Annotated in this window: 11 protein-coding genes and 3 pseudogenes; 1 reads left to right on the forward strand and 13 read right to left on the reverse strand. The window is 69.4% G+C overall.

The window, feature by feature from the left end; translation table 11 throughout:
• Nucleotides 1-43: 43 nt before the first annotated feature.
• The 13 genes and pseudogenes from A6302_RS14645 to A6302_RS14705 form a co-directional block, all read right to left on the reverse strand.
• Nucleotides 44-1895: pseudogene (locus tag A6302_RS14645) on the reverse strand (DUF3483 domain-containing protein).
• A gap of 350 nt (nucleotides 1896-2245) precedes the next feature.
• A complete protein-coding gene (locus tag A6302_RS14650; RefSeq protein ID WP_069307666.1) occupies nucleotides 2246-4285 on the reverse strand; it encodes an NADH:flavin oxidoreductase in 2040 nt (679 codons plus the stop codon).
• A gap of 87 nt (nucleotides 4286-4372) precedes the next feature.
• On the reverse strand, nucleotides 4373-4576 hold the full coding sequence (locus A6302_RS14655; RefSeq protein WP_069307667.1) for a hypothetical protein: 204 nt from the start codon (nucleotides 4574-4576) through the stop codon (nucleotides 4373-4375).
• A gap of 265 nt (nucleotides 4577-4841) precedes the next feature.
• The gene (locus A6302_RS14660) at nucleotides 4842-5942 is read right to left on the reverse strand and encodes an FAD-binding oxidoreductase (protein ID WP_069307668.1); all 1101 of its coding nucleotides are present in this window, start codon (nucleotides 5940-5942) and stop codon (nucleotides 4842-4844) included.
• A 15-nt stretch (nucleotides 5943-5957) separates the two neighbouring features.
• Entirely contained in the window at nucleotides 5958-7217 is a 1260-nt protein-coding gene (locus tag A6302_RS14665; RefSeq protein WP_069307669.1) for an aromatic ring-hydroxylating oxygenase subunit alpha, read from the reverse strand.
• Nucleotides 7218-7364: 147 nt separating this feature from the next.
• Nucleotides 7365-8357: a GlxA family transcriptional regulator gene (locus tag A6302_RS14670; protein ID WP_083255795.1), complete on the reverse strand. Its 993-nt coding sequence runs from the start codon at nucleotides 8355-8357 to the stop codon at nucleotides 7365-7367.
• Nucleotides 8358-8536: 179 nt separating this feature from the next.
• The gene (locus A6302_RS14675; RefSeq protein WP_069307671.1) at nucleotides 8537-9106 is read right to left on the reverse strand and encodes a sarcosine oxidase subunit gamma; all 570 of its coding nucleotides are present in this window, start codon (nucleotides 9104-9106) and stop codon (nucleotides 8537-8539) included.
• Nucleotides 9099-12103: pseudogene (locus tag A6302_RS14680) on the reverse strand (sarcosine oxidase subunit alpha family protein). Before A6302_RS14680 ends, A6302_RS14675 begins: the two are co-directional and overlap by 8 nt.
• Entirely contained in the window at nucleotides 12100-12402 is a 303-nt protein-coding gene (locus A6302_RS14685; RefSeq protein ID WP_069307672.1) for a sarcosine oxidase subunit delta, read from the reverse strand. The pseudogene A6302_RS14680 and the gene A6302_RS14685 overlap by 4 nt, the downstream one beginning before the upstream one ends.
• A gap of 12 nt (nucleotides 12403-12414) precedes the next feature.
• Nucleotides 12415-13670 (reverse strand): annotated as a pseudogene (locus tag A6302_RS14690) (sarcosine oxidase subunit beta family protein).
• Between the two features lie 168 nt (nucleotides 13671-13838).
• Complete coding sequence (locus tag A6302_RS14695; protein ID WP_069307673.1) at nucleotides 13839-14714, reverse strand: glycosyltransferase family 61 protein; 876 nt, start codon at nucleotides 14712-14714, stop codon at nucleotides 13839-13841.
• A gap of 348 nt (nucleotides 14715-15062) precedes the next feature.
• Nucleotides 15063-16100 carry a glycosyltransferase family 4 protein gene (locus A6302_RS14700; protein ID WP_069307674.1) on the reverse strand — a complete coding sequence of 346 codons (1038 nt, stop codon included), beginning with the start codon at nucleotides 16098-16100 and terminating at the stop codon, nucleotides 15063-15065.
• A 126-nt stretch (nucleotides 16101-16226) separates the two neighbouring features.
• Entirely contained in the window at nucleotides 16227-17177 is a 951-nt protein-coding gene (locus tag A6302_RS14705; protein ID WP_069307675.1) for a DUF6030 family protein, read from the reverse strand.
• A gap of 363 nt (nucleotides 17178-17540) precedes the next feature.
• On the opposite strand from A6302_RS14705, the gene A6302_RS25405 reads away from it, so the two are divergent.
• Nucleotides 17541-18317: a cold-shock protein gene (locus tag A6302_RS25405; protein WP_342586286.1), complete on the forward strand. Its 777-nt coding sequence runs from the start codon at nucleotides 17541-17543 to the stop codon at nucleotides 18315-18317.
• Nucleotides 18318-18550 lie beyond the last annotated feature (233 nt).

An 18550-nucleotide genomic window follows, 5' to 3' on the forward strand; every position in this document is an offset into this window, starting at 1 on the left:
GCGGCGGGCGTCCTTCTCGGCGCGCGGGTCGCGGCGGGCCGGCTCATGCGCGCGCCTCCTGCCGGGATTCCACCGCCATCAGCAGCAGTTCGGCGACGTCCCGCACCTCGGGCCGCTCGCCGGTGACGCCCTCCAGCATCGCCGTACACATCGGGCAGGCAACGGCGACCGTGGTCGCCCCGGTCGCCGCGGCCTGGCCCATGCGCAGGTCGGGAATGCGGGTGTCGCCGGGAATGTCGGAGACCGGCGCGCCGCCGCCGCCGCCGCAGCACATCGAGCGCCGGCCGGAGCGCTCCATCTCGAAGCGTGCGACGCCCATGCGGTCGAGCAGCCGGCGCGGGGCTTCCGTCTCGCCGTTGTAGCGGCCGAGATAGCAGGGGTCGTGATAGGTGACCGCGCCCTCCAGCCGGCCGGGCACCAGCCGCCCGGCGGCGGCGAGTCCTCCAGAAAGGCGGTGTGGTGGATCACTTCGAAACGGCCGCCGAAGGCGGGTATTCGTTGCGGATCACGTGCAGCGCATGCGGATCGGCGGTGACGATCCTGCGGAATCGCTTCGTCTTCAGCACCGCGATGTTGGCGTGGGCGAGATCCTGGAAGGTCGCCTCGTCGCCGAGCCGGCGGGCGAGATCGCCGCAGTCGCGCTCCTCGGCGCCGAGCACCGCGAAGTCGACGCCGGCCAGATGCAGCAGCTTGACCAGCGCCCGCAGGCTGCGGCCGTAGCGCAGGTCATAGGCGCCTTCGCCGAGCCACAGCAGCACGTCGCAGCCAGCCGCACCGATCACGGGAAGGGCCGCGCCGGCCGCAAAATCGGTGCGGGCGGCGAGCGGCCGGCCGCCCGGCTCCTCGTTGGCGCGCATCTCGATCAGCGGCACCGCCGCCTTGGCCGGCAGGCGGCCGAGCTCCATGGTCTGGAAGCGGCGAAGATCGACGATGGCGTCCACATGCTCGATCATCATCGGGCATTCCTCCACGCAGGCCCGGCAGGTGGTGCAGGACCAGAGCGTATCGGGATGGATCATCGCGCCTTCGCCGATGATCGGGGCGTGGAGGCCGCGGGCGCCGTCGACGGCGCGGGCGTTCGGATAGGGGCTGCCCGCATAGGCGGGCGTGTCCGGAAAGGTCGCGGCCACGAGATCCTGGATCAGCCGCTTCGGGTTGAGCGGCTGGCCGGCGGCAAAGGCCGGACACGCCGTCTCGCAGCGGCCGCACTGGATGCAGGCGTCGAAGCCGAGCAGCCGGTTCCAGGCAAAGTCCGCCGGGGTCTCGACACCGAGCTTGTCGGCGCGGTCGAGATCCACCGGCACCAGCGCGGTCTCGCGCCAGCCCTCGAACCGCCCGGCGCGCGGGTGGGCGACGAGGTGCAGGGCGCCGGCCAGCGCGTGCCGCATCGGTCCGTGGTTGAGGAAGACCGCGAGACCGGCGCCAGAGACCGCGAAGACGGCGAGCCCCGGCCAGCCGAGCGCCGGCTGGTTGATGGCATTGCCGAGCGCGGCCAGCGCCCCGCCGAAGGCATAGCCGAGCAGCAGGAAGGGCAGGATCTGGAACCGCCCGCCGGACAGGCGTTTCGGCCGGTCCGGAATGCGCCGCGCGCCGACCATCAGCGCGCCGATCAGCATGACGGTGAAGGCAAGGGCAATGAAGGACCAGAAAAGACCGCTGCTTGCCAGCGGCGGCAGCAGGCCGGCGAGCGTCAGCAGGCTCGCCCCGAGCAGGCCGCCGGCCACCAGCATATGCATGTTCGATGCATATCCGTCTCGCGCCACCACGGCGTGGACGTCGTGGAGATAGCGTTTCGGCAGGGCGGCAAGACCGTGGACCCAGTCGACACGTGCCGTTCGTCCCTTGCGCCAGACGGCGGCGCGGGCAAGGCCGGTGGCAAGGGCGGCGAGCACCAGCCGAGGACGGCGAGGGGGAGGAGGGTGGCGGGGGTCATGGCCGGACGCGGCGTGTTGTTACGGTCGCGAGGGTATTCACACCTCGCCGACGCTGCCCCCCTCTCCCCTGTCCCTCCCCCTCGAGGGGGAGGGGACGCAGGATTGAACCGGCCTTCGCAAAGCCGAGGCTTCGATACGGCGAAACGACGGCGAGAACCGCCTGCCTATCCTCCATCGTCCCCTCCCCCCTGGAGGGGGAGGGACAGGGAGAGGGGGAGGCCGCGCATGCCGAGTCCGCGCGCAAGGAACCTGCGCCCGAAGAACCGAGACCCATGAGACGAAGAGGACCAGCGAGCCGGCGCATCATCCCCTCACATGTCCTTGACGAGCCGCAGCGCGTCGTAGAGCGCCGCGTGGATGTTGCGGCCGGTCAGTGCGTCGCCGATGCGGTGGAGCTGGTAGCCCTTGCCGTCCTCCCACGGCTGTGGCCGGCCGGCGACGATGGCCGCCTGGTCGGTCAGGCCCTCGTTGACCGAACCCTCGGCGAGCCCGCGGTAGAGCGTGTCCACCGGCAGGGTGCCGTAGTCGGCGACGACCCGGTCGACGAGCCGTTCCTCCTCGGCGTCGGTCATCGTGTTGCGCAGCACGGCGACGAGGCGGTTGCCCTCGGGGTAGACCTCCATCAGCTCCATGTTCGGTGTCATCACCACACCGAGCTTGTAGAGCTCGCGCATGTGGATCGGCTGGTTGGTGGTGCCGACCTCCTCGGCGACCATCCGGTCGTGGGTCGCCACCTCCACGAGGCAGCCGCGCTTGGCCAGCACTTCCGCCGTCGAGGCGGCGTTGTGGCCGCCGATCTCGTCGTAGACCAGCACCGTACCGGTCGGTTCGACATCCCCGGCCAGCACCTCGGCGGTGGTGGCGATCCGGTCGGCGCCCCTGGCGTGGCCCTTCGAGGCGCGGCCGCCGGTGGCGAGAATCACCACGTCCGGTCTTTCCGCCAGCACCATCTCGGGGGTTGCCGCGACGCCGAGGCGCAGGTCGACGCCCTGCTTCACCACCTGTCCATGCAGCCAGCGCGGGATGCCCGACAGCGCCTCGCGCCAGGTGGCCTTCGCGGCGATGTTGACCTGCCCGCCGACCAGCTTGTCCTTCTCGAACAGGACGACCGCATGGCCGCGTTCGGCGGCAACCCGCGCCGCCTCCAGACCGCCCGGGCCGGCGCCGACGACGACGATCTTGCGCCGCCGCTCGGCCTTGGCGATCACATGCGGCATCGTCGCCTCGCGCCCGGTCGCCGCATTCTGGATACAGAGCGCGTCGCCGCCCACATAGATGCGGTCGATGCAGTAGCCGGCGCCGACACACTGGCGGATGTCGTCGGCCCGGCCCTCCGACAGCTTCTTGACGAGATGCGGGTCGGCGATGTGGGCGCGGGTCATGGCGATCATGTCCACGTGGCCCTCGGCAACGGCCCGCGCGCCGGTGGCCAGATCCGTGACCCGCTGGGCGTGGAATACGGCAACGTCCACCTCGCGCTTGATCGCGCTTGCCAGCGACAGGAACGGCGCCACGGGAAAGGACATGTTCGGCAGCGAGATGGCATGGGCGATGTGGTCGCGCGCCTGGCCGCCGATCACGTTGAGGAAGTCGACGAGGCCGCGGCGGGCGTATTCCGAGGCGATCGCCACGCAGTCCTCGTGCGAGAGGCCGCCGGCCAGCATCTCGTCGCCGGACATGCGCATGCCCATCACATAGTCGTCGCCGACCGCCTCGCGCATGGCGGTCAGCACCTCGATGCCGAAGCGCATCCGGTTCTCGAGGCTGCCGCCATACTCGTCCGTGCGGATGTTGGAACTCGGCGACCAGAACTGGTCGACGAGATGGCCGTGGGCGGCGGAAATCTCGAAGCCGTCGAGCCCGCCCTCCTTGCAGCGCCGGGCGGCGGCGGCGAAATCGCGGACGATGCGGCGGATCTCGGCCTTCTCCAGCGCCTTGGGCACCGTGCGCGACGCCGGCTCGCGCATCGCCGAGGCCGAGACCGTGGGGAACCAGTTCTCGGTGTCCCACTTGGTGCGCCGGCCCATGTGGGTGAGCTGGATCATCAGCTTGGCGCCGTGCTCATGGACCCGCTCGGCGAACTGCTGGAAATACGGGATCACGCTGTCGTCGGCGACCGAGATCTGGTTCCACGGTGCCGCCGGGCTGTCGAGCGCCACCGACGACGAGCCGCCGAACATGGTCAGGCCGATGCCGCCCTTCGCCTTTTCCGCGTGATAGAGCTGGTATCGCTCCTGCGGCTTGCCGTCCTTGCCGTAGCCGGGGGCGTGCGAGGTCGACATCACCCGGTTGCGGATGGTCAGGCCCTTGATCGTCAGCGGTTTCAGGAGAGCGTCGGCGTTGGCGATCATCGTCGGTGTCCGTGGGTCTGGTGGGGTGCCTGATGGTCCCCCGCTCTGGTCTCGAATTCGGTCTGTGTCCCGCCGCCCGCAAAGCCCTCAGGGCGTGACCACCATCCGCCCGGCCGCGGGCGCGCAGCCGGCGCGCGGCGGGCCGCCGGGCACGGCCACGCCGCAGCCATAGGCGTTTCCGGTCGCGGTCACCGTTCCGTCCGGCGCGGAGGTCACGGTGGCGGTGCCGACCCCGACGCCGGCCGAGCAGCCGGCGAGGAGGAGGGCGAGAAGGAAGATGGTCGGGCGCATGGGCGGGATCCTTGGTGGTTTCGATACGTGCGAGGCTATCGGCCAATCGCGCCGGGGTCGTGGCCTACCCCTCTCCCTGTCCCTCCCCCACAAGGGGGAGGGGACGATGAAGGCGATGCCTTCCTTCCCTGCTCCCCTCTCGCCGAACCGAACTCTCGCGAGACGACGGCCGGTGCATCTTGCGTCCCTCCCCCCTTGTGGGGGAGGGACAGGGAGGGGGGTGAGCGACAGGCTCCGCGTGTCCCTTCAACCCACCCCCAACCCTCTACTTCTCGATCACCAGATCGCTCGTCGGCCGCGAGCAGCAGATCAGGACCATGCCCTGGTCGATCTCGCGCTGGCGGATGCCGCCGGCGTGTTTCATGTCGACGCTGCCGGACACGACCTTCGACTTGCAGGTGCCGCACATGCCCTTGGTGCAGGAGGCGGGCAGGCGCATGCCGGCCTTGCGGGCGGTCTCGAGGATGAAGGCGTCCTCGGCGACCTCGATCACCTTCTTCGACTTCGTGAACTCGACCCGGTAGGTCTTCACCCCCGTGTCCACCGCCGCCTCGACCTCGGCCGCCACCTCAGGCTCGGCGCGGGCGAGCTCGCCGAAGTCGAAGCTCTCCTCGTGGTGGCGGGCCATGTCGAAGCCGGCCTCGGTGAGCATGGCGCGCACTGCCGCCATGAACGGCGCGGGGCCGCAGACGAACACCTCGCGCTCCATCAGGTCGGGAGCGATCAGCTTCAGCATCGGCAGGCTCAGCCGGCCGCCATAGCCGGTCCAGCGCTCGGCCGCCGCATCCGCCTCGCACACGGGCGCAAAGCGGAAGGCGGCCATGTTGCGCGCCATCAGCTCCAGCTCGTTGCGGAAGATGATGTCGGCCGGCGAGCGGGCCGCATGCACGAACACCACGTCGCGCGGGTCGGAGAGGTCGTGCAGGCTGCGGGCCATCGACATCAGCGGGGTGATGCCGCTGCCGCCCGAAAGGAACAGATACTTGCGGGCGGGATGCTCCACGAAGGTGAAGTCGCCCATCGGCCCGACGGCGCGGATCTCGGAGCCGACCTTCAGCGTGTCGTGCAGGTGGTTGGAGACCGGCCCGCCCGGCACCCGCTTGACCGTGATCGACACCGTCCCCGGCCGGGTCGGCGCCGAGGAGATGGTGTAGCAGCGGTTGATCGTCTCGCCGCCGAGGGTCAGCTCCAGGGTCAGGAACTGGCCGGGACGGTAGGAAAAGCGCCGCGGCTCGCGCGGCGACATCACGAAGGTCCGAACGTCGCGGGTCTCGTCGCGAACCTGGCGCACGACCAGCACATCGTCCGCCTCCGGGTCCCACAGCGGCAGTGCGGGGTCGAGGAACCCGGCCACGGCGTCGGTCATCACGCAGTCCTTCGCTCAGGCGCCGTGGGCGTCGGTCATGCGGCCGACGTACCAGTTGCAGAACTTGTCCACCAGCATCTCGGTGTGCGGCGAGTAGGGGCCGGGCTCGTAGGCCGGGCTGCGCGCGCCGGTCTGGCAATAGCCGACCAGCGTCGAGTCCTGGTCGTTGGTGGCGACCCAGACGGCCTTCAGGTTCTCCACGTCATAGTCGACGCCCTCGACCGCGTCCTTGTGGACCAGCCACTTGGTGCGCAGCAGGGAATGCTCGGCGTCGATCGGGAACACCGCGAAGGTCACCGCGTGGTCGGCCATGAAATGATGCCAGCTGTTGGGCTGGGTCCAGAAATGCAGCGCGCCGGACTTCGGGTCGTTGAACCGGCCGAGCAGCTTGCGGCAGGCCGCCTTGGTGTCGAGCGTGTGGGATTCCGCGTCGCCGTCGAGCGGCAGGCGCTCGGTGCGGAAGCCCGTCACCATGTCGTCGAGATGTTCGAGGCAGCGCGAGGGAAAGCCCGAGGCCTCCCAGGCGCCGTGATTGTCGTTGACGAGGCAGGCGTAGCGCTCGGCCTGCTGCCGGCCGGCCTCGTCCAGCTGTTCGGGGGCAAAGCCGAAGCCCTCGGCGAACAGCGGCACGGTCAGTTCCGGATGGTTGCCCGCGCAGTGATAGCACTCGCGGTTGTTCTCCATCGTCAGCTTCCAGTTGCCCGGCTCGATGATGTCCATCTCGAAGGCGACCTTGGTGTTGCGCAGGTCGTGGGGGGCGAGATAGGGCGTCATCAGGTCGGCCATCACGTCGAAGTCGGCCGGCGGCTCGTCGGCAAGGCAGAGGAACAGCAGGCCTTCCAGCGAGCGGATGTGCACCTTCTTGAGGCCGTGGCAGGCGGTGTCGAAATGGTCGCCCATATGCTCGGCGTAGAGAAGCTGCCCGTCGAGGCCGTAGGTCCAGGCGTGGTAGCGGCAGACGAGGTTGCCGACCGAGGTCTTGTAGTCGTGCACGAGCCGCGCGCCGCGATGGCGGCAGACGTTGTGGAAGGCGACCACGTTCATGTCGTCGTCGCGCACGATCACGACCGAGGTTCCACCGATGTCGACGACGGTGCTGTCGCCCGGCTCCGGCACGTCGGCCTCGACGGCAACGAAGATCCAGTGGCGCTGGAAGATCGTCTCCATGTCGGCGGCGAAAATCTCGGGGGACGTGTAGAAGGGCGCCTCGAGGCAGTAGCCGGGCCGGCGACGTTTCAGGAGGGCCTTCAGAGGGGTCTGGGTCACGTCGAGCATGGGAGGTCTCCATCCCGTGCGCCGGGCGACGATCGTCCCCCGCGCGCCGCGTCATCAGGTCAGAATGGGTCGCGCCGGACCCCGAGACTTGGCTGAATGCGACATGGCGCGGTCCGCGTGCGACATAGCCTGCGCCTCTCGTGAAGCCTAGCCGAACACCCTCTGGCCGGCGAGCGCCGACGGGATTTCCTCCGGCGGCATCAGCCGGGAGTTCGAGGGCGTGAAGCCGTGCAGCGCCTTGAACTGCCGCGAGAAATGGGCGCAGTCGGAAAAGCCCGCGTCGAGCGCGATCGCCGTCACCGAGCGGTCGGTGGTGTCGAGCAGGAAGCGGGCGTAGCGCAGCCGCAGCTGGCGATAGAATTCGGCCGGCCGCTGGCCCAGCACGGTCTGGAACAGGCGCTCGAGCTGCCGGGTCGAGACCCGCAGCCGGCGGGCGATGTCGGCGATCGGCAGCGGCGTCGCGATGTTCTGCTCCATCAGCAGCAGCGCCCGGCGCACGCGCTCGTCGGCCACCTGTTCGGCCACGGGCGGGTGCGGCTGGGCTTCGCCGGCGCCGCGCGCCCGGTCGAGCAGCAGCACGTGCCGGCTCTTCTGGGCAACGGAGCGGCCGATGTGGCGCTCGATCAGATGGGTGGCCAGGTCGGCGGTGCCGCCGCCGCCGGCGCAGGTGATGCGGTCGCCGTCGATCACGTAGAGCCGGTCGGCGACCGGGGCATGGTGCGGGAATTCGTCGAGGAAGTCCTGGTAGTGATACCAGGAGACGCAGCACTTGCGCCCGGTCATCAGCCCGGCGCGGGCAAGCACGAAGCTGCCGGTGCACACGCCGACAAGCGGAATGTTCGCGGCCGCCGCCCGGTGCAGATAGGCGATCGTGTCGGCGTCGAAGGCCTGTCCGGCGTGCAGCAGGCCGCCGATCACGACGATATAGTCGAAGCGGGTGGGATCGAGCAGGCCGGCGGTGGGCGAGACGGCGATGCCGCAGCTGGCCCGGATCGGCTCGGGCCGCGCCGCCATCACGTGCCAGCGGGCGAGAATCGGGCGGGAGCGATCCCCGTCGTCGGCAGCAAGCCGCAGATGATCGACGAACAGCGAGAAGGCCGAGAGCGTGAAATGGTTGGCCAGCAGGAAGCCGACCGTCATGGTCCGCGTTCCGGCCTGAACTCCCGCTGTGCCTGTCCGCTCGACCGGCTTCATCCGTCCCGCCTTCCGTCCGCCCTGCTGAATGTCGGTGTCGTGCCGTTGCAACACGATGTCGGCAATCTACAGCAATTTGCGGGCCGGAATGTGGAATTGTTCCGGAAAGGCCGACCGGCCGGGGCTCAGACGAACTCCCGGCGTGCCTCTTCCAGCAGGCGCCAGACATAGTCGGCAAACGAGCGCCAGACGTCGATCTCGAAGCGGGCCTCATCCGTGCGCGACAGCACGATCTCGGCCTTGCCGAGCAGCGTGCGGGTGCACATGCCCACCGGGAAGGCATCCGGCGACAGATCGAGCGGGCAGCCGGCGTTGATGATCCGCGCCGCCATCGGGCCGGAGACGGCGAGGGCGAGGCTGCGCTGCGAGACGTCGACGAGGCTCGACGGCAGGCCGGCGAGCGCCGTGGCGGCGGCCCCTGCGAAGGCGGTGGCCTCTCGGTCCGGCAGCGTCACCAGCCACTCGTCCGGACCGAGCCACAGCGCGCGGCGCGCGCCGTCCTCGGCAAAGCGGCAGGCCACCTGCGGCAGGTCGAAGCCGAGGACGGTACCGAAGGCCGTCACCGCCGCCGGACGGCCGCGGAAGGAGAAGCGGGTGCGCGGCGGCAATGCCGTGAGGGCGGCAAGGTGCGAGGCCGGCGAGGCGGTGACGAGAGCTTCGATCGCAGGCGTGCGCATCGTCGAAAGATCAGCCATCGAGGCGCTCTCCCTTCGGGTCGTAGAACACCGGGTCGGTGACGGTGACGGCGATCGTGCCGCCGGGCATCGGCACATGCAGGGTCTCGCCCATTCGCGCCCGTCCGCCCTTCACGACGGCAAGGGCGATCGAGCGGCCGAGCACCGCGCTGTGATAGGACGACGTGACGTGGCCGACCATCGGCATCGGCACGGGGGCGGCGGGATCGACGACGATCTGCGCGCCTTCCTCCAGCACGGTCTTCGGATCGTGGGTGAGGAGGCCGACGAGCTGCTTGCGCATCGGGTCCGCCATCGAGGCCCGCGCCAGCGAGCGCTTGCCGACGAAGTCATTCTTGGCCTTGCCGACCGCCCAGGCGAGGCCGACATCGTCCGGCGTCGCCGTGCCGTCGGTCTCCTGGCCGACGATGATGTAGCCCTTTTCGGCGCGCAGCACGTGCATGGTCTCGGTGCCGTAGGGCGTGATGCCGAAGGGCGCGCCGGCGGCAACGATCGCCTCCCACACCGCCCGGCCGTGATCGGCCGGCACGTTGACCTCGAAGCCGAGTTCGCCGGTGAAGGACACCCGGAACAGCCGGGTCGGGACGCCGCAGATCCGGCCTTCCTTGACGCTCATGTGCGGCATCGCCGCGGCCGAAAGGTCGATCCCCTCGACCAGCGGCTCCAGCACCTTGCGCGCATTCGGCCCCTGCACCGCGATCACCGCCCACTGTTCGGTGGTCGAGGTCAGCCAGACGTCGAGGTCCGGCCACTCGGTCTGCAGATAGTCCTCCATCATCTGCAGCACGCGCGGCGCGCCGCCGGTGGTGGTGGTGACGTGGAAGCGGTCGTCCGCCATCCGCCCGACGACGCCGTCGTCGGTGACGAAGCCGTCCTCGCGCAGCATGATGCCGTAGCGCAGCCGGCCGGGCGCCAGCTTCGACCACGGGTTCACATACATGCGGTTGAGGAATTCGGCGGCATCCGGACCGACGACCTCGATCTTGCCGAGTGTCGACGCGTCGAAGATGCCGACCGAGCGGCGCACCGCGAGGCATTCGCGGTCCACCGCGGCATGCATGTCCTCGCCGGCCTGCGGGAAGTAGTGGGCGCGCTTCCACAGCGCCACGTCCTCGAACACCGCGCCGTTCGCCTCGGCCCAGCCGTGGATCGGCGTGCGGCGGACCGGATCGAACAGGTCGGCGCGCGAATGGCCGGCGAAGATGCCGAAGGTGGTCGGCGTGTAGGGCTGGCGGAAGGTGGTGAGGCCGATCTCCGTGACCGGCTTGCCCAGCGCGTCCGACACGATGCCGAGCGCGTTCATGTTCGAGGTCTTGCCCTGGTCGGTGGCCATGCCGGTCGTCGTGTAGCGCTTGATGTGCTCGATCGACTGGAAGCCCTCGCGGGTGGCAAGCTTGATGTCCTTGGCGGTGACGTCGTTCTGCCAGTCGACGAAGGCCTTGGCGAACAGGCGATTGCGGCTGTGGGGCGCCGCGCCGATGAAGCGTCGTGGCCGCAGTCGGTGGCCTTCACGGCAAGGCCGCGTACCGGCGAGGTCGTCCCGCCGGCCGCGCGCGCCGCGGCGGCGCCCTGCGCAAAGCCGTCGGCGAGCACGGCCTCGAGGCCGTAGACGCCGCGGCAGGCGCCGGCCGACCGCTCGGCCTCCACCGAGACATCCGGCAGATAGGCGCCGAGGTTGGCGTTCCAGGCAAGCTTGCCGCGCGACTGGGAGAAGAGATGGACCGAGGGCGTGAAGCCGCCGGACATCAGCAGGAGGTCGCAGGCGACCGGCTCGGACGTGCCGACCGAACCGTCGGCGCGGATCGGCGCAAGCTGCGCCTGCCGGATCCGCAGCCGGCCGCTGGTGCCGGTCACGCTGGTACCGGTGCGCACGTCGATGCCGGCCTTGCGCGCCATCGTCGGCCACGGACCGTTGGCCTCGGGCCGCAGGTCGGCGATCGCTGCCACCTTGATGCCGGCGGCCCTGAGGTCGAGCGCGGCGCGGTAGGCCGAATCGGTGGCGGTGAACACCACCGCCCGCGTCCCCGGCTGCACCGCATAGCGGTTGACATAGGTGCGGCCGGCCTCGGCCAGCAGGATGCCGGGGCGGTCGTTGTCCGGGAACACGATCGGCCGCTCGTGGGCGCCGGCGCAGATCACGACCTCCCTTGCCCGCAACTGCCACAGCCGCTCGCGCGGCAGGCGCGGATCGGCGACGCCGAGATGGTCGGTCACCCGTTCGCACAGGCCGATCATGTTGTGCGGGAAATAGCCGAAGGCGGTGGTGCGGGTCAGCAGCGTGACATTGGCGCGCGCGGCAAGCTCCGCCGCCGCCTGCCCGGCCCATTCGGCGGCCGGCAGGCCCTCGATCATCGCCTGGCGTTCGCTGAGCAGCGAGCCGCCGAATTCGGCCTGCTCGTCGCAGAGCACGACGCGCTGGCCGCTGTCGCTGGCGGCGAGTGCCGCGGCAAGGCCGGCCGGGCCGCCGCCCACCACCAGCACCTCGCAATGGGCGTAATGCTGGGTGTAGCGGTCGGCGTCGGCGGCGCCCGGCGAGCGGCCGAGGCCGGCGGCGGCGCGGATCTTCGGCTCGTAGAAGGAGGTCCACGCCTTCTTCGGCCACATGAAGGTCTTGTAGTAGAAGCCGGCCGGCAGCAGCGGCGCGAGCAGGTTGTTGATCCCGCCGACGTCGAGGTCGAGCGAGGGCCAGCGGTTCTGGCTCTCGGCGACGAGGCCGTCGTAAAGCTCCACCTGGGTGGCGCGCAGGTTCGGCGTGTAATGGGCCTCGTCGCGGCCGACGCCGACGAGGGCGTTGGGCTCGTCGGACCCGGCCGAGAGAAACCCGCGCGGCCGGTGATACTTGAACGACCGGCCGATCAGGTGCCGGCCTTCGGCCAAAAGCGCCGAGGCCAGCGTGTCGCCGGCAAAGCCCCTGCAGTCACGGCCGTCGAAGGTGAAGCGGACCGGGCGCGAACGGTCGATCCGTCCGCCGGAGGGCAGGCGAAAGGCGCCGCTCATCGGCTGGTCTCCCCGTCGGCAGGCGTGCCCGCGGGGCGCGGCGTGCCGGTCTCGTAGGTGGCGGCGAAGAAGTCGGTCGTGGTGTCGCGCAGGGCGTTGAAGAAGCGCCCGCAGCCGTGCACGTGCCGCCAGCGCTCGGCGTGGAGGCCGCGCGGGTTGGCGCGCTGGTAGAGGAAGGCGCCCCAGTCCTCGTCCGAAAGGGTCGACGGGTCGACGGGGCGGGCCACATGCGCCTCGCCGCCGTAGCGGAATTCGAGTTCGGGGCGGGGGCCGCAGTAGGGGCAGGCGATGATCAGCATGAAATCCTCCCCTCAGTGCGCCACGGCCGCGGCGGCGGCCTCGTCGATGAGGAAGCCGTCGCGGAAGCGGTCGATGGTGAAGGGCGCGTTGATCGGATGCGGCTCGTCCTTGGCGATCGTGTGGGCGAAGACATGTCCCGAGCCCGGCGTCGCCTTGAAGCCGCCGGTGCCCCAGCCGCAGTTGACGTAGAGGCCGGAGACCCCGGTCTTGGCGATGATCGGCGAGCGGTCGGGGGTGACGTCGACGATGCCGCCCCAGTTGCGCAGCATGCGCATGCGCCGGAACATCGGGAACAACTCGCAGATGGCGTCGAGCGTGTGGGTGGTGATGTGCAGGGCGCCGCGCTGGGTGTAGCTCGTGTAGGCGTCCGTGCCGGCGCCGATCACGAGCTCGCCCTTGTCGGACTGGGAGATGTAGGCGTGGATGGTGTTGGACATCACCACGCAGGGGAAGATCGGCTTGATCGGTTCCGACACCAGCGCCTGCAGCGGATAGCTTTCCAGCGGCATGCGCTGCCCGGCCATCGCCATCACCACCGAGGTGTTGCCGGCGGCGACCACGCCGACCTTCTTCGCCCCGATGAAGCCCCTCGAGGTCTCGACGCCGGTGACGGCGCCGTCCGGGCCGCGGCGGATGCCGGTCACCGCGCAGTTCTGGATGATGTCGACGCCGCGGGCGTCGGCGCCGCGGGCATAGCCCCAGGCGACCGCGTCATGACGGGCGGTGCCGGCGCGCCGCTGCAACGCCCCGCCGAGCACCGGATAGCGCATGGTGGAGGCATCGATGTTGAGCGGCGGGCAGAAGTCGCGGCACTCTTCCGCCGTCAGCCACTCGTTGTCGACGCCGTTCAGCCGGTTGGCGTGGACATGGCGCTTGAAGCTCTGCACGTCGTGGATGTTGTGGGCGAGCATCAGCACGCCGCGCTGCGAGAACATCACGTTGTAATTGAGCTCCTGGCTCAGCCCTTCCCAGAGCTTGACCGCGTGGTCGTAGAGCCCGGCGCTTTCGTCGAACAGGTAGTTGGAGCGCACGATCGTGGTGTTGCGGCCGGTGTTGCCGCCGCCGAGCCAGCCCTTCTCCAGCACCGCCACGTTGGTGATGCCGTGGACCGTTGCGAGATAGTAGGCGGTGGCAAGGCCGTGGCCGCCGGCGCCGACGATGATCACGTCATAGGCTGCCTTCGGCTCGGGCGAACGCCACTGTTTCTGCCAGCCTGATGCCCGCCGAAGGCGCGCTTCAGGAGAGAAAGGCCTGAGAACTTCTGCATCGTCGCCCCTGCCGCCTGGCCCCGACCATCCGTGACGCCGGTTCCCTGTGCCACCGGTCACCTGTGTCAATCGCGGAAGTGTTTCAGAGTCGAGCCCCCCGCGCACAGAGGATTTCGGCCTGCCGCTTGTACGGATGCGACATGGGGTGAGGCAGGGCCCAGGCCCCGTCAGTCGGCAACGAGGCGGCGGATCGCCTCGATGTCGGCGGCGCTGAGCGTGATCGTCTGGTGGGCGCCCATGGTGGACGTGACCACGGGCGTGTAGTCGAGCTGGCGGAGATGGCTGAGCCACATGTAGGCGCCCTGGCAGTAGTCCTCGCTGAAGATCTCGATGACCCGGCCGCCGGCAGGCATGAACATGAGGTTCGTGAGCCCTGCCCCATGGGCGCCGATCACCCATGCGGCCTCCCGGAACAGGGCGATCTGTGCCTCGTGGGCAAGCTGCCCGGGGCAGATGCGTTCGAAACCGAGCGGCGCAAGAGCCGTCATAAGCGCGTCCTCTCCGACAAGGCGGCGGATCCTGGCGTCCTCGCGCGAAACGAGAAGCCGGCGATGAGGCGGGGCGGGAGGAGCCAGGCCATAGGCCGACTCGAAGGTGTCGGCCACGGCCGTGAGACTGGCGGCGGTCGGCGGAGAACGGAAGCCGCTGTTGCGCCTGACCCTGTGCTGGAACAACTGGTCGCAGACAATCTTTTCGGTCGGTGCCACGGTCTGGACGCGCACGCCGGGAAAGCGTCGGAGAATCTGGTTCAGATAGATCTGCTCGATGCCGGCCATTCCCTCCCGGGTCAGCAGGGTGAGGTTCGGCGCCTCGTCGGTGACGAGGCCGAGAACCTCGGCCATCACCACGCAGCGTTCGGCGAGATAGTGGTAATAGTTGCTGACGCCGTCCCGGTGATGGAGGAAGTTGACGGCCGCGCCCTCGATGCGCCGGGTCGACAGACGGGATGGTTTCGACGTGTTTCGGTCGATGGCGGTCAGGACCCCGCCTGCCCCGCCCCGATCCACCCTGGAGGCGACCGCCTGGCCGGTGTTGCCGAGCACGGTCGCCCCCTTGACGCGCCGATCTCGAAGGTCCAGATCGCCTCCGGGCGAAATCCGTCCTGCGAGGCCCGTTCAAGAGCGAAGGCGCCCGCCCCGATTTCGGTCAGCGGTCTCTCGGACCGTCGCTGGGCGACGATCAACGGACCCGATGCCGCGGCCTGCCAGTCGCAGGATGTGACGTGGACGTTGTAGCGCGCGGCGACGGCGGGCAGCAGGCCAGCGGCTGCCTTCAGGGCGCCGAAGCGCATTTCCCGGCCCGTCGGCAGAAAGGCCCGCCACTTCGGTGCGTGTCGCATCGGTCGTTCTTTCTCCTGCGCGCCCGCAATCGTCGGGGATTGCGCCCGCGTTTCAGTCTTCTCTTCCACCCCGCCCGTCGAGACAGGCGATCCAGCGGTCGGCCACAGAACTCCACCGCAGTCGCTCCCGCTCCGCCCGGCAGAAGGGCTGCATCGCCAGCCAGAGCGGGTCGTCGTTGAGAAGACGGACCGCGGCTTCGCAGACGCCGTCCTCGGTCTCGCACAGGAATCCGGTCTCGCCGTCGCGGACCCGTTCGGCGAGCGATCCGATGCCGCGGGTGACAAGGGGCGCGCCCGAACAGATGGCCTCGGCGGCGGCGATGCAGAAGGTCTCGTCCTCATATCCCGGATAGATCATGATCCGCGCCTGCGAAAGAACCGCCGCGACCCCGGCCTGCGACGTGCGCGGCGAGATCGCGACTCCCGCCGCCGCAAGCGTCCCCGCTGGGATGCCGCCGGGTAGGGGGCGGTCGCTGAGAATCTGGAAGCGGGCGCCCGGCACCTTTGGCGCGATGCGGTCAACCCAGAGCCGGAGCGTCGCCTCGAGCCCGCGATGCGGACTGGAGATCCAGACGGCAACGGGAGGCGGGGGGGATCTGTCCTGCGGCGTGAAGATGTCGGCCACGCCGTGGCCGATCACAGTTCGGGAGCGGAACAACGGATAGTAGCGCTGCCGCCGGGCGAGGACCTCCCCGACGAAGACGCCGTGCGGACTGTGACGCAGCAGAGGCAGGGCCTGGCCCTTGCGCAGCGACTTCTCGAAATTCAGCGGATTGTGCATCCAGTAGATCTTGCGGCCGATGGTCGGCGCGCAGCGATCGAAGATCCGCGCATCGTTGGACGAAACAACATGGCCGGCCAGCATGCCGTCGATGGCAGCGAGCGGTGCGGAGGTGATGCCGCCGCTGCGCACGGTTCGCTCCGTCGGATTGAGCCAGACGACGTTCAGCCCCTTTTCCGCAAGAGCCGATGCAAGATTGAGGGTGGCGATCTCGGTGCCGCCAAGGCCAGCTTGCACGCGATCGACGTCGAATCCTCTGGCGGGGGCGCGGGTGACGAAGACGACGTCGCAGTGATGATGGTTACCCATGAGGATTTAGCCAGCCCGCTCGGTGTGACCCTGTACCGCCGCCAGAGGCGAGCAAGATTACGCCGCGCCGCTGCGGCAAGAACCGTTGCATGATCTGATCGGCGAATGCCGATCCGGACGACGGGATCATGCGCTGGCGATACCACGGATGAAGGCCTTCGTCAGGCTCTCCCGCGCGCTGCGCGGGTCAGCCGGACGGAACCGCGAAACGTCCCGCGACGAGGCCGCCGCCGGCGGGCGGGGCGCGAGCACGAGGTTGAAGCGGGGCACGTCGCCCCTTTCGCGGCTGAAGCGCACGCGCACGCCCTTCCAGTCGCGCTCGAACGGATCGAGATTGTCGATGGCGCGGGCAAGGCCCGGCACCTCCGGCCAGCGCAGCGTGGCAAACACGAGGCGGGTGATCTCCTGCATCCGCTTTCGCGTGTCGCGCGAGGTCGCCGTGTTCTCGATGTTCATCTTGATCCGGATGCGGTCGAGGTCACCGTTGGCCGGGCCCTGCACGACGATGAACAGGCTGCTCGGCAGCGGCGCGGGCGGCGTGAACGCCTCGTCCTCGAGATCCGGATCCTCGATGTCCGCCGCATCCGGGCCTGCCGAACCCGGGTCGGCCGGATCGGAGGCCGCGTCGACGGGGCTCGGAACGGGAACGGGCGGCATCGGCGCGGGGTCGCCGACCGCGATCACCTCCGATGTGCAGAGACCGGCCTTCGGCGACAGCGCGGCGACCTCCCAGCCCGACATCGGCAGGCCGGCGTCGCGCAGGGCGGCGCAGAAGGCGGCCGGGCGCTGCGCGGCGACGAGATGGAAGCGGCGTTCCGAGACCGTCGCGTCGGTCGCGATCGCGCGCGCGGCGGCGTCGAGACCGGCGAGGGGGTCGGGCAGGGCATTCGCGGGAGACGACGGCTCGGCCGGGACATCGTCGGGCACGGGCGCAATGCCCGCGAGGCGCCCGAGGCGCTCGATCTCCGCACGCAGGGGGGCCAGATCGACCTCGGTCGGCAGCTCGCGCGCCAGCAGCGCGGACGCAACGACGACCACGAGCGCAAGAAGGAGGATCTGGAGCGGATGAGACGGCACGGGCTTCGCAGGACCGGAGGAAAGGGTCGTTCAGTTCGTCAGACGAATGTGTCTTTGTATTCGATATTACGGAGCATTGCGGAATTCGCCGGGTGCCGAGCGCTTATTTTCATAACAGAGTGCAATTTCGGGCGGCAACTCAGTCATCGGGACACCAGTCTCGGCAAAAAAATTCGGCTTTCCGGCGGCATTCGTCAAAAAAGCGTGACGTTTCCGGCCGGGACTTGTGCTAAAGATGTCCTTGGAGCGGTTCTTCATGTCACTCGGCCCTGTTGACGTCAGGCGTTGCGGCTTGAGAGGCCTTACGGGAATGAAGCATCTGGAAAAGCTCTGGACATTTGACGCCGACGAACATTTCTCCGGTTGTACGGCGGCGTGGCTCTAGGATGGCGGAGACGAGACTACAGAATGGGTAAGGGTAAGGACTTTCGCCAGCCGCGTCGTCGCGGCGGCTTCGATGACGACGTGCCGTCTCCTTTCGAGATGCGGAGCGAGCGACCGCAGCGCTCGTTCGGCGCCCCCTCTTTCGATCAGGCTCCGATGGCCGGTCCGGTCGTCGATGCCAAGGTGTCCTGGTTCAATCCGGAGAAGGGGTTCGGTTTCACCGCCCTTTCCGACGGGTCGGGCGACGCCTTCCTGCATATCGGTGCGCTTCAGGCGGTCGGCCGCGAGACGGTCTCCCCCGGTGCGACGCTGAAGGTCCAGGTCGCCCAGGGCGCCAAGGGCAAGCAGGTCGTCAAGATCATCGACGTTGACGAGAGCACGGCTGTCGAGCCCGCGCGCGGCCCCCGTCCGGGTGGCTTCGGCGCTGGCGCTCCGCGCAGCGGCGGCTTCGGCGGCGGCGGTGGTGGCGGCTACGGTGGCGGTGGTGGCGGCTTCGGCGGTGGTGCACCGCGTGCGCCCCGTCGCACCGTGGACCTGTCCAGCGCGACCCATCTCGACGGCACCGTCAAGTGGTTCAACCCGGAGAAGGGCTTCGGCTTCGTGGCCGGTGAAGACGGCGGCAAGGATGTGTTCATCCACATCTCCGTGCTGCAGTCGGCCGGTCTTGCCCATCTGGACGATGGCCAGCGCGTGTCCATGAAGATCGTCGAGACGCCGAAGGGCCGTGAGGCCGTCGCGATCGAGATCGAGGACTGAGCGACCTGTCGGTTTCGCAGTCACAGCAGCATCGTCCGGCTTGCGCCGGGCGATGAACCGGCAGGTTGACCCTGCGGCGTGCGAAAGAGACACCTGACCACGATGCGGCGGCCCTGGGCCGCCGTTTTCATGTCTGCGGCCGGGGGTGTGTTTCCGGGTTCGGGAGGTGCGCACCCTCGACGGCGCGCCACGGTCCGGAAAGCCCGACCATTCGGCACGCCGGCTCCCGGCTG

Origin of the sequence: Methylobrevis pamukkalensis (genome assembly GCF_001720135.1) — a bacterium.
Lineage (GTDB): Bacteria > Pseudomonadota > Alphaproteobacteria > Rhizobiales > Pleomorphomonadaceae > Methylobrevis > Methylobrevis pamukkalensis.

What these genes read in the sequence shown, in the direction of transcription:
- A6302_RS14650 (WP_069307666.1), bottom strand. Translation starts at nt 4,285, where the DNA reads ATGATCGCCAACGCCGACGCTCTCCTGAAACCGCTGACGATCAAGGGC.
- A6302_RS14655 (WP_069307667.1), bottom strand. Translation starts at nt 4,576, where the DNA reads ATGCGCCCGACCATCTTCCTTCTCGCCCTCCTCCTCGCCGGCTGCTCG.
- A6302_RS14660 (WP_069307668.1), bottom strand. Translation starts at nt 5,942, where the DNA reads ATGACCGACGCCGTGGCCGGGTTCCTCGACCCCGCACTGCCGCTGTGG.
- A6302_RS14665 (WP_069307669.1), bottom strand. Translation starts at nt 7,217, where the DNA reads ATGCTCGACGTGACCCAGACCCCTCTGAAGGCCCTCCTGAAACGTCGC.
- A6302_RS14670 (WP_083255795.1), bottom strand. Translation starts at nt 8,357, where the DNA reads ATGACGGTCGGCTTCCTGCTGGCCAACCATTTCACGCTCTCGGCCTTC.
- A6302_RS14675 (WP_069307671.1), bottom strand. Translation starts at nt 9,106, where the DNA reads ATGGCTGATCTTTCGACGATGCGCACGCCTGCGATCGAAGCTCTCGTC.
- A6302_RS14685 (WP_069307672.1), bottom strand. Translation starts at nt 12,402, where the DNA reads ATGCTGATCATCGCCTGCCCCTACTGCGGCCCCCGCCCCGAACTCGAA.
- A6302_RS14700 (WP_069307674.1), bottom strand. Translation starts at nt 16,100, where the DNA reads ATGGGTAACCATCATCACTGCGACGTCGTCTTCGTCACCCGCGCCCCC.